At 67.6% G+C, this 10,108-nt stretch carries 8 protein-coding genes; 1 reads left to right on the forward strand and 7 read right to left on the reverse strand.

Going from position 1 to position 10,108, the window contains the following annotated elements:
* Positions 1 to 100 precede the first annotated feature (100 nt).
* The 4 genes from V7082_RS14200 to pqqC all read right to left on the reverse strand — a co-directional run bounded on the left by V7082_RS14200 (position 101) and on the right by pqqC (position 6,838).
* Positions 101 to 3,397, reverse strand: a complete 3,297-nt coding sequence (locus V7082_RS14200) for an error-prone DNA polymerase (protein ID WP_334149609.1) — start codon at positions 3,395 to 3,397, stop codon at positions 101 to 103.
* Positions 3,398 to 3,632: 235 nt separating this feature from the next.
* On the reverse strand, positions 3,633 to 5,186 hold the full coding sequence (locus V7082_RS14205) for a Y-family DNA polymerase (protein WP_334149611.1): 1,554 nt from the start codon (positions 5,184 to 5,186) through the stop codon (positions 3,633 to 3,635).
* Positions 5,116 to 5,877 (reverse strand): ImuA family protein, encoded by a 762-nt coding sequence (locus V7082_RS14210; protein WP_334149613.1) that lies wholly within the window; start codon positions 5,875 to 5,877, stop codon positions 5,116 to 5,118. Before V7082_RS14210 ends, V7082_RS14205 begins: the two co-directional genes overlap by 71 nt.
* A 196-nt stretch (positions 5,878 to 6,073) precedes the next feature.
* Positions 6,074 to 6,838, reverse strand: coding sequence for a pyrroloquinoline-quinone synthase PqqC (gene pqqC / locus V7082_RS14215; RefSeq protein ID WP_334149615.1), 765 nt, complete (start codon positions 6,836 to 6,838; stop codon positions 6,074 to 6,076).
* Between the two features lie 327 nt (positions 6,839 to 7,165).
* Here pqqC and V7082_RS14220 point away from each other — a divergent pair, with 327 nt between their 5' ends.
* Complete coding sequence (locus V7082_RS14220; protein WP_334149617.1) at positions 7,166 to 8,122, forward strand: PfkB family carbohydrate kinase; 957 nt, start codon at positions 7,166 to 7,168, stop codon at positions 8,120 to 8,122.
* A 511-nt stretch (positions 8,123 to 8,633) separates the two neighbouring features.
* Here the strand turns inward: V7082_RS14220 and purQ are convergent.
* The 3 genes from purQ to purS are packed head-to-tail and all read right to left on the reverse strand — an operon-like array spanning position 8,634 to position 10,045.
* Positions 8,634 to 9,338, reverse strand: a complete 705-nt coding sequence (gene purQ / locus V7082_RS14225) for a phosphoribosylformylglycinamidine synthase subunit PurQ (RefSeq protein WP_334149619.1) — start codon at positions 9,336 to 9,338, stop codon at positions 8,634 to 8,636.
* Between the two features lie 21 nt (positions 9,339 to 9,359).
* The gene (locus tag V7082_RS14230) at positions 9,360 to 9,800 is read right to left on the reverse strand and encodes a hypothetical protein (protein WP_334149621.1); all 441 of its coding nucleotides are present in this window, start codon (positions 9,798 to 9,800) and stop codon (positions 9,360 to 9,362) included.
* A gap of 2 nt (positions 9,801 to 9,802) precedes the next feature.
* The gene (purS, locus tag V7082_RS14235) at positions 9,803 to 10,045 is read right to left on the reverse strand and encodes a phosphoribosylformylglycinamidine synthase subunit PurS (RefSeq protein ID WP_334149623.1); all 243 of its coding nucleotides are present in this window, start codon (positions 10,043 to 10,045) and stop codon (positions 9,803 to 9,805) included.
* Positions 10,046 to 10,108: the final 63 nt, after the last annotated feature.

Raw genomic sequence — 10,108 nt, forward strand, 5'->3', positions numbered from 1 at the left:
AACGTCTGACAGCCGTCCTGCGGCTGTGTTCCCCCGGTGGATATATCTATACGAATATAGCGAACGACAAGTGCAAAAATACATCAGGTAGTTGATGTTTTCAGTGGAAGTCGCGGCTCTTGATCGGAAGCGGCGCCGGAGTGGTGTCGGGAGCGCCGATTGTTTCCAGGCCGAGACGATCTGCATCGCGCAAGCGCGCGAGCGCACCCGTGAGATCGATGAAACTTTCGGCGAGCACGTGGACGACCTTGCCGGCACGCTGCAGACGGCCGCGAACGAGCAGGAAGCGCGCCGACATGATCGTGCGGCGATTGCGGGCAAAGACCTTCGGCCAGACGATGATGTTGGCGATGCCCGTCTCGTCCTCGAGCGTGAGGAAGACGACCTTCTTCCCGCCGGGCATCTGACGGATGAGAACGAGGCCGGAAACGCCGATTTTCTGAGCGTCTCGCGTGAGGGTCGGCTTGCGCAGGTCGGCGTTCGGCGTCACGCCATCCCGTTCGAGGCGCTGACGGAAGAACGACACAGGGTGCGCCTTCAATGACAGGCCTGTTGTCACGTAATCCTCCGCCACGTGCTCGGAGAGCGGCATCGCGGGCAAGGCGATCTTGGGCTCGGGGAAGAGTTCGTCGCCGACGCGCATGTCAAAGAGGGGAAGCGTGCCGTTGCCCGGAATGCGTGCCTTGCGCTTTTCCCGCGTTTCTCCCGTTCCGCTTGATAGACCGATCGTCGTCAGGCGACGGGCCGACCAGAGTGCCGCGCGGCGGTCGAGGCCCATGGAGCGGAAGGCGTCGGCGGCGGCCAGACGCTCTATCGCGCCACGCGAGACGCCTCCGACAGCGGCGAGACGCTCCAGGCTCGCATAGCCGTTACCGCGGGCAGCGACGAGCGCCTCCATCTCTTTCTCGGAGAGGCCTTCGATCTGACGCAGGCCTAGGCGCACCGCGAAGCGGTGGGGGCCTTGGTCCGCGGGCTCCAGCGTGCAGTCCCAGTCGCTGAAGTTGACGTCGGCCTCGCGCACCTCGACGCCGTGCTCGCGCGCGTCGCGCACGAGCTGGGCCGGCTGGTAGAAGCCCATGGGCTGGCTGTTCAGGATGGCGGCGCAGAAGACATCCGGATAGTGGCACTTGATCCAGGCCGAGGCGTAGACGAGCAGCGCGAAGCTCGCCGCGTGGCTCTCGGGGAAACCGTACTCACCGAAGCCCTCGATCTGGCCGAAGCAGCGTTCGACGAACTCGGGATCGTAGCCGCGGTCGGTCATGTTCTCGATGAACGTCTTGCGGTAGATCTGCACGTTGCCGTTGTGGCGGAAGGTAGCCATGGAACGGCGAAGGCCGTCGGCCTCGTCGGGAGTGAACTTCGCCGCCGTGATGGCGATCTGCATCGCCTGCTCCTGGAACAGCGGTACGCCGCGCGTGCGTTCCAGCACCTCCTTTAACTCATCCTCTTTGCCATGCTTCGGCGACGGAGAGGGATAGACGATCGTTTTCGGATCCTGGTCGCGCCGCTGCAGATAGGGATGCACCATATTGCCCTGGATCGGGCCGGGGCGGACGATCGCAACCTCAATGACGAGATCGTAGAACTCCTTCGGCCGGAGCCGCGGGAGCATGGACATCTGCGCCCGGCTCTCGACCTGGAATACGCCGATCGAGTCGGCGTGGCTCAGCATCTCGTAGACCCCGTCGGCGTCAGGGGTGCCATCGCCCGGGATGGTCGCGAGCGTGAGCGGACGCTTGTAATACGTCGTCAGGAGATTGAAGCCGCGCCTCAGGAGGCTCAGCATGCCGAGCGCGAGCACGTCGACCTTCATCAGGCCAAGCGTGTCGATGTCGTCCTTGTCCCACTCGATGAAGGTCCGTTTCTCCATGGCGGCGTTGGCGATGGGCACGGTCTCGTCGAGGCGCCGCCTGGTCAGAATGAAGCCGCCGACGTGCTGGGAGAGATGGCGCGGAAAGCCAAGAAGCTCGCGCGCGAGCAGGATCGACTGGCGGATCTGCGGATTCTCCGGATCGAAGCCCGCCTCGCGGATGTGCGTGTCGGGCAGGCCATCGGCGTGGCTGCCCCAGACCGTCCTGGCGAGCGCGGCGGTGACATCCGGCGTGAGGCCCATGGCCTTGCCAACCTCGCGGATGGCGCGGCGCGAGCGGTAATGGATGACGGTGGCGCAGATAGCGGCGTATTCGCGGCCGTAGCGCTCGTAGACGTATTGGATCACCTCCTCGCGCCGCTCGTGCTCGAAATCGACATCGATGTCGGGCGGCTCGTTGCGTCGCTCGGAGATGAAGCGTGAGAAGAGAAGCTGAATATTCTTCTCCGTGGGATTGACCGAGGTGATGCCGAGGCAGAAGCAAACGACGCTGTTGGCGGCAGAGCCCCGGCCCTGGCAGAGGATCTCTTTGCGGCGCGCGTAGCGGACCACATCGTGGACGGTGAGGAAGTAGCGCGCGTACGTGAGCTTGGCGATGAGCGCCAGCTCCTCGCGGACCTGCTTTTCGACTTTCTCGGGAATGCCGCCCGGATAGCGGTCACGGGCACCCTGCCACGTCAGATCCTCGAGATGCTGTTGGGCGCTCTTGCCGGGCGGCACGGGCTCGTCGGGATACTCGTTCTTGAGATCGTCGAGCTTGAAGCGGATGGCATCGGCGATCTCGATGGTGCGCGCAATGGCATCGGGGAAGGCGGCAAACAGGCGCGCCATCTCGGCGGGCGGCTTCAGGTGGCGCTCGGCGTTGGCGGCGAGGCGGAAGCCGGCCTCGTGGATCGTGCACCTCTCGCGGATGCAGGTGACGACGTCGGCGAGCGCACGGCGCGCGGGCGTGTGGTAGTGCACGTCGTTGACGGCGACCAGGGGCGTGCCGGCGCGCTTGCCGAGCTCGTCGAGCGTGCCGAGGCGGCGCGGCTCGTCGCCGCGGTAGCCGTGGATGCCGGCGAGATAGCTGCGTCCGGGGGCGGCACGTGCGAGCCGTTCGAGGCGCCGGGTGAAGAGGGCCGTGAGATCCTCGGGCGGGAGCGCGATGAGGATCTGCCCCTCCGCCGCCCCGAGGATGTCCTCGAAGGTGAGACGGCAGTCCGTGTGCTCCTTGTGCGGCACCTTGCGCTTGCCCATGGTCAGGAGGCGGCAGAGGCGGGCGTAGGCTTCGCGGTCGATCGGGTAGGCGAGCACCTCGAGGCCGTCGACGGTGACGAGGCGCACGCCGACGATCAATTTCAGGGCGACCTTGTTCTTCTTCCAGGCCTCGAAGGCCCGGACGATGCCGGCGAAGCTGTTGCGGTCGGCAATGGCGAGGGCGGAGAGGCCGAGGGCTTCGGCGGCCAGCACGATCTCGCCGGGATGCGAGGCCCCGCGCAGGAACGAGAAGTTGGTGGTGACGGCCAGCTCGGCATAGCGGGTCATGGGCTCTCTTTCCGGAGAAGTGCACGTTCCCCTCCCCATCTCGCCGAAGGCCAGTCGTCGACTCGATGCAGGGAGGGGTCAGGGGTGGGGGGAGTCCCGACGGCTGCAGTTCTGGGTTCCCACCCTCCTAGCCTCCCCCACGTCATGTCGGAGACATGCCTTCGGCATGTCATGTCAGAGACATGCCTTCGGCATGATGAGGGAGGGACCGCGTTGTGCATGTGGTGGACTTCTCTCATGCGAACATCCCGTGCACGAACCAGCGCGGCGCCGCCGTCTCGCGGCCCGGGATACCCTCGCGATAGAGCCAGAGCCGGCGGCCGGCGTCGTCCTCGACCAGGTAGTAATCGCGGGCCGGCTGTGCCGTCCGCGAGCGCCACCACTCGGCGGCGATGCGCTCGGGGCCTTCGGCATGGGCGATCATGTGCAGCCTGCCGCGCCAGCGCACACGCTGGGGCGGCCCGTCCGGCATGAGCGCGATGACGTCTGCGGGCTCGGCACGCGGAAGAAGCAGCGGCGGGCGCGTCCCTTTGATCGGCGGCCAGATCGCGACTTCGTCTGATGTCTCCGTTCGTTTTTCGCTGCGCTCGGGCCAATGGCTGTCGACGGGGACCAGATGGCGCACGCTGTCCGGGCCCAAGCGTAGGCGCAACGCATCCAGCAGCCCGATGCAGCGCTGGGTGCGCTCGGTTTCCTCGGAGGCTGCGGTGAGCGCCTGCTGGCGCGGGCTCATCCTTTCGGCGACGATGACGGCGAGGCTCAGGGTCTCGAAGCCGAAGCCGGCTTCGAGGAGGCGCGCGAGGCGCTCGAGCTTGAGGCCGATCAGGCGGGCGACATGGGCCGGGCTCTGCGTCGGCAGCGTGCAGCCCACGTCCAGCCTCTGCGCGGCGCCGTCGACGCGGTAGAGCGAGAGCCGCAGGTACCTCGCCCCGACGCCGTCGGCTTCGAGCTTCGGGACGAGATCCTGCATGAGGCGTGTCGCGACAGCGATAATCGCATCCTCGGTGCTGATGGGCTCCAGCAGCGACCGCGTCTTGATGTAGGCCGGAGGCGGGGCGAGGAGGGCCAGCGGTTCGGGTGCACGTCCGAGCGCCTGATCGAGGCGGCGCAGGACGTTCCGCTCGAAGCGGGACGCGAAGGGTGCACGCGGCTTGCCGATCAGGTCGCCGATGCGCTTGAAGCCGAGGCGGCGCAGGGTGAGGGCGGTTTCGGGGGCGAGGCGAAGGCCCTCGATGGAGAGCGGCGCCAGCGCCTGGCTCTCCGCGCCGGCGGGCACGATCGGCAGCGCCTCGCGGGCGGCGTGCGAGAGGGCCCAGGCGGCGCCGGCCGTTTCCGCCATGGCGAGACGGGCCGGCAGGCCGAACGCCTCGATGCGGCGTGCGAGATCGGCGAGCAGCCTGTCCTCGCCGCCCAGGAGGTGCGTGGCGCCCGCAACATCGAGAAAGAAACCGTCCGCTCCGTTCTCCGCCGTGAAGGGCGCGACGGAGGGCGTATAGCGCGTGGCCCATCGCGCCAGGCGGACGAGGGCCTTTTCGTCCGCGGCGGGGTCCCAGATACGAACCTGCAGGGCGCCGATGCGTGCGCGCGCATCGGCCAGTGCCTCGCCGGCGGCGAGGCCACAGGCCTGTGCGGCCGGATTGCATGCGACGATGCGCGGCGCGTCCGTTCCGTCGGCGAGCACCAGGGGCGCGCGGGGATCGACGGGCTGGCCCGATGGCCTACGCTGCTCCGCTGCGAGCCAGCGGTGCACCGGCCATTGGGGCAGCCAGACCGAAACGATGCGTGGCATGGTCGAACTCCACGTTCCACTCTCGGGGACATCCGTTGCGGCAGCGCTCGAGCGCCACGTGCCATCGCCAGCCGGAGAGCATGCCGAAGCGGTCGTGGGCCCCGCGTGACGCGCCGATGCGCCAGCGTGTCGTCGCCGTGACGACGCTCTCGCCGCCCGCTCTCAGGAGGAGAAGCGGCAGCCTCGCATCGCGGGCGGCATGCAGCAGCCGCTGGCTTGCCTTGAGGTCGAGCCTGCCGCCGAGCGCGGCTGCGACGGCTGCGGGGCCGCGCGCGCGCACCGCCTCCTCGGTGGCCCATAGGGCTTCGGTCTCGTTCGCGGTCTCGACCAGGATCAGGCGCGACGGGTCGAGGCCCAGGCCGGCGAGGCCGTGCCCATGCGGTGCGCCGCACCGGGCGAGCTTCCGCGATGCGAGGATGAGAAGAAGAGGCGCGCGACCCGGCATGCGGGCGAGGAGGGCCAGCAGAAAGCCGAAGGCGGCGGGGAGGTCGGCGTCGCTTGCGGCGGCGATCTCGTGCACGGCGCCGAAGACGAGCCCTCCCTGCGGGAGATGCTCATCGAGCGCGGGAAGGCCGAAGGATAGATAGCCGTCTCCGTCGTCCGCGAGGCCCTCCATGCGGGCCAGGCGGCGGCGGAGATCTGCCACGATCTCGGCGCGGCTGGGTCGAGATCCCGGGGTCTCGGACGACATGCAAGTCTGCTCCCGGCGGGCCAAACGGATACCGGGAGAGAATAGAACAAAATAAGAACATTGCAAGAGGCAGGGAGGCGCCCCGCGCTCACTACGCCGTTTGGAGCGCGTGGGGAATATGGCCATGAAAAAACGATCGGAGCCGCGGCGGCTCCGATCGTTCCGATCTGGCGAACGACAGGCTGTCGGGTGCCCGTCAGGCGGCGTCGGGGCGATAGGCGCCGGGCGGGATCATGCCGACCACGTAGGCCAGATGCAGGGCGTCGAGCTGGGCCCAGAGTACGTTGCACTTGAAGCGCACGGCATCGACGCAGGCTTCCTGAAGCGCGCGTGTGCCCGCGTACTGCTTGACGAACTCGAGCGCAAAGGTGGCATCGCGCGGGGCCTGCGAGAGGCGGCGCTTGAAATAGGCCATGACGTCGTCGTTGACGAAGTCGTAGTTGGCGAGCATGCCGGCGATGCGCTCGCGGTGGATCGAGGGGGCGAACAGCTCGGTCAGCGAGGACGCGGCGGCCACGACGAGGGGCTGCTCGACGACGAAGCGCACGTAAGCCTCCACCGCGAAGCGCGTTGCGGGCAAGGCCCCCTGCATGCTGGTGACGTACTCGCGGTCAAGGCCCAGGCAGTCGGTGAGCACGAGCCAGCGCTCGATGCCGCCGTGCTCGTCCGGAAGGACGCCATCGTGATCCTGGATGCGGTGGATCCACTCGCGACGCAGCGCGCGGTCGTGCGTGCGGCTCATGAAGGCGGCATCCTTGCGCGGGATCGCCTCCTGGTAGCAGTAGCGGTTCAGCGCCCAGGCGGAGACCTGCCCTTTGCTCAGCTTGCCGCCGTGCAGGAGCTTATGGAAGGGGTGCAGGTCGTGGTAGCGCTCGGGGCCGACGGCGCGCAGTTGCGCCTCGAATTCGCCCGGGCTCCAGGGCGCGCTCTCGGCTTCGATCTTTCTTACGAACTCGTTCATCGTGGAACCTTTCGTCGGATGTTGGGCTGAATGAGATCGAGCATGTCGGCCGCCGAGCCTTGCCGGCGCGCGGAGCTGGCGGCTTGATCGCGCTCAAGGGACCGCATCACAGGTCGTTCAAAGCCTTGTGTGGTCTGATCTTCGTCACACGCTCGTGTGATGATCGAGAAATTCGCCATATCAAGCGGCCTGCTCCCGAGCGAATTTCTCGATCTCGATCACACGAGAAAGTCCATGATTCTAGTGTCCCTTATGATTCCGAAGGTCGCTATGGGACCTAGCCGCAAACTCAAGCGAACTTCGGAATCGGGACACTAGGAGCGTCGCATGCAGGGAAAGCCCGTCATTGTCGTCGGCCACACGGCGCTGGACCGCGTCTACCGGATCGATGCCTTTCCCACCAGGCCGACCAAGGTCAGCGCGCGGGACCACCGCGAGGAAGGCGGCGGGTCGGCGGCCAACGCGGCGGCGGCGATCGCGGTGCTCGGCGGCCGGGCGGCCCTCTGGAGCCGTGTCGGCGACGACGACACGGGGACCAAGGCGCTGCGCGCTCTCGAGCGGTCCGGCGTCGACATCGACGGCGTGAAGCGATGCGCAGGCGCCAGGACGCCCACGGCGGCCGTCATCGTCGACGCCAAGGGCGAGCGGCTGGTGGTGAGCGAGGACGATCACGTGATGCCGATGGACGCGGGCTGGCTGCCGCTCGCTGGGATCGCATCGGCAGGCGCCGTCCTCAGCGATCTCTCCTGGCTCGAAGGAACGCGCGCAGCCTTCGCGGCCGCGCGTGCGGAAGGCGTTCCGACGCTGATCGATGTCGATCTCGGCGGCAGTATCTTGTTCGAGCGCGTGGCCGACCTCACGGACTACGCGATCTTCTCGGCGCCGGCGTTCGAGACGTTCGTCGTCGGCGCCGATGACGAGGCGCGTTTCGATGCGCTGATCGCCAGGGGTGCGCGGCATGCGGGCGTCACGCGCGGCGCGCGCGGGTATGCCTGGAAGACGCGCGACGGATCGCTCGGGATGCAGCCCGCGTTCAAGGTGCCGGTGGTCGATACGACCGGCGCGGGCGACGCGTTCCACGGGATCTTCGCGCTCGGCGTGGCGTCCGGCCTAGCGGATGCGGCGTGCGCCCTGGCGGCGTCCGCGGCCGCGGCGCTCAAATGCCGGCGCCTCGGCGCACGCGCCGGCTTGCCGACCGCGATGGAGCTCGACGCGTTCCTGCTCGAACAGGCCGGCGAGGGGCTGCCTCGGGGTTTGCTCGCGGACGAGCGGCTGGCCTCGTGATGGGGCAGCTCAGAGCGTTTCCGTTTCAGGGGGAAACAGCGGTTCGGTATGCGAAGCGTGTCTGGACACCGACCCCTGGCCTTCGCCGGGGCAGGATTCGCCGGAGTGACAAGCGGACCGCGATCGGCCTGTAACCAAATGACGTCATCCCGGCGCAGGCCGGGATCCAGTCTCGCCTGAAACCGGGGCAGCGTTTCTAAGCGGCCGGCCGTGTCTGGACTCCGGCCTTCGCCGGAGTGACGTTGAGTTTAGACTGCCGCCTCTCACACCGTCATCGGCATCATGACGGAGCCATGCTCCGCATGGACGGCCGGGATCCGGACACGCCGATTGGGCGCACGGCCATGCGTCCACCCAAGCTGGACCCTAGAACTTGTTCAGATCTTATGGACTCGAAGCGTCATTTCCCTTCCCCTTGTGGGGAGGGGTTAGGGGCGGGGGTCCCCTACGGCTGATGGTCACAAATGGGGAGAAAAGCGCGCCAACCGCGTCCGCATGATCTGAACATGCTCTAGCCCGCCCGCTCGACGGCGCCGATGAGCGCGCTCTCGAACACGCGCCGACCGTCGGTCCCGCCGAGCGCCGGCTCGTAGAGCCGTTCCGGATGCGGCATCATGCCGAGAATGCGGCCCGTGGGGTCCGCGATCGCCGCGATGTTGCGCTGGGCGCCGTTGGGGCTGCTCTCGGCCGAGACGTTGCCCTCCACATCCGAATAGCGCAGCACCACCCGGCCCTCGCCCTCGAGCCGGTCCAGCGTCTCGCTGTCGGCGAAATAGTTGCCTTCCGCATGCGCGATGGGCATGCGGACGACCTCGCCCTTGCGATAGCAGGTCGTGAAGAAGGTGGTGTTGTTCTCGACCTTGAGAGGGACATCGCGGCAGATGAAGTGCAGCGACCGGTTGCGCATCAGGACGCCGGGCAGGAGCCCAGCTTCACAGAGGATCTGGAACCCGTTGCAGATGCCGAGCACGGGCGTGCCCTTCTTCGCCTTCTCGACCACGTCGCGCATGATGGGCGAGTGCGCCGCCATGGCCCCGCAACGCAGATAGTCGCCGTAGGAGAAGCCGCCCGGCAGCACGATGAGGTCCGAGGCCGGCACGCTGGCATCGCCATGCCAGACCATCGTGGCCGGAGTTCCCGTGACGGCCTCGAGCGCCGTCTTCACGTCGCGGTCGCAGTTCGACCCCGGAAAGACGATGACGGAAGCGCGCAGCATGGGGTCGGTCTCCTGTTCCTGTCAGGGTGCGAGCGGAGGGCGGTCCGCCTTCCGGCGCTCGACCTCGATCCGGGATGCGTTGGTGAGCGCCGTGTCGGCGGATTTCATATCTGCCATGAGAAGGGAGAACTGGCTCGGGTCGCCGTAGCCGCAGCCCTTGCTGTCCGCCGTCCAGACCTCGGCCACCTGTTTGCGCCGCGTGCGGAGGGTGACGGCGGGATGTGCGGGGTGGCCGGGCCGGGTGAACGCGATGCGGGCGATCCACCGCTCGGGCGCCGAAAGTGTCGCGATGTCGTAGCCGTCCTCCTCCGTCCATTGCGCGTCGGGAAGCCCCTCGGCCGTCGCCTTGAGACCGTCGAACCCTCGCACGCAATTGAGCGCCGGAGGGCTTGTCGCCTGCGCGGCCGCGACAGCGGGAATAATGACGCCGATCAGCAACGCGGCCGTCCGGGCGCACGGCATGGTTAGGGCGCCAGCTCGTAGCTGTAGTTCTCGATCACGGTATTGGCCAAGAGATCGCGGCACATCCGGTCCACCGCCTCGCGCGCCTTGTCCTCGCTCATGCCCGCGACATCGACCTCGATGTACTTGCCCTGGCGCACGTCGTTGACGCCCGTAAAGCCGAGCGCGCCGAGCGCATTCTGGATGGCCTTGCCCTGCGGATCGAGGACACCGGATTTGAGCGTGATCTTGATGCGGGCTTTCATGTTTCCTCGGCAGTGAGGCAGTGAGGCAGTGAGGCAGTGAGGCAGTGAGGCAGTGAGGCAGTG

Origin of the sequence: Hyphomicrobium sp., from assembly GCF_036833075.1 — a bacterium.
Taxonomy (GTDB): domain Bacteria; phylum Pseudomonadota; class Alphaproteobacteria; order Rhizobiales; family Hyphomicrobiaceae; genus Hyphomicrobium_C.

What these genes read in the sequence shown, in the direction of transcription:
- V7082_RS14205 (WP_334149611.1), bottom strand. Translation starts at nt 5,186, where the DNA reads ATGCCACGCATCGTTTCGGTCTGGCTGCCCCAATGGCCGGTGCACCGC.
- V7082_RS14200 (WP_334149609.1), bottom strand. Translation starts at nt 3,397, where the DNA reads ATGACCCGCTATGCCGAGCTGGCCGTCACCACCAACTTCTCGTTCCTG.
- pqqC (WP_334149615.1), bottom strand. Translation starts at nt 6,838, where the DNA reads ATGAACGAGTTCGTAAGAAAGATCGAAGCCGAGAGCGCGCCCTGGAGC.
- purQ (WP_334149619.1), bottom strand. Translation starts at nt 9,338, where the DNA reads ATGCTGCGCGCTTCCGTCATCGTCTTTCCGGGGTCGAACTGCGACCGC.
- purS (WP_334149623.1), bottom strand. Translation starts at nt 10,045, where the DNA reads ATGAAAGCCCGCATCAAGATCACGCTCAAATCCGGTGTCCTCGATCCG.
- V7082_RS14220 (WP_334149617.1), top strand. Translation starts at nt 7,166, where the DNA reads ATGCAGGGAAAGCCCGTCATTGTCGTCGGCCACACGGCGCTGGACCGC.
- V7082_RS14210 (WP_334149613.1), bottom strand. Translation starts at nt 5,877, where the DNA reads ATGTCGTCCGAGACCCCGGGATCTCGACCCAGCCGCGCCGAGATCGTG.
- V7082_RS14230 (WP_334149621.1), bottom strand. Translation starts at nt 9,800, where the DNA reads ATGCCGTGCGCCCGGACGGCCGCGTTGCTGATCGGCGTCATTATTCCC.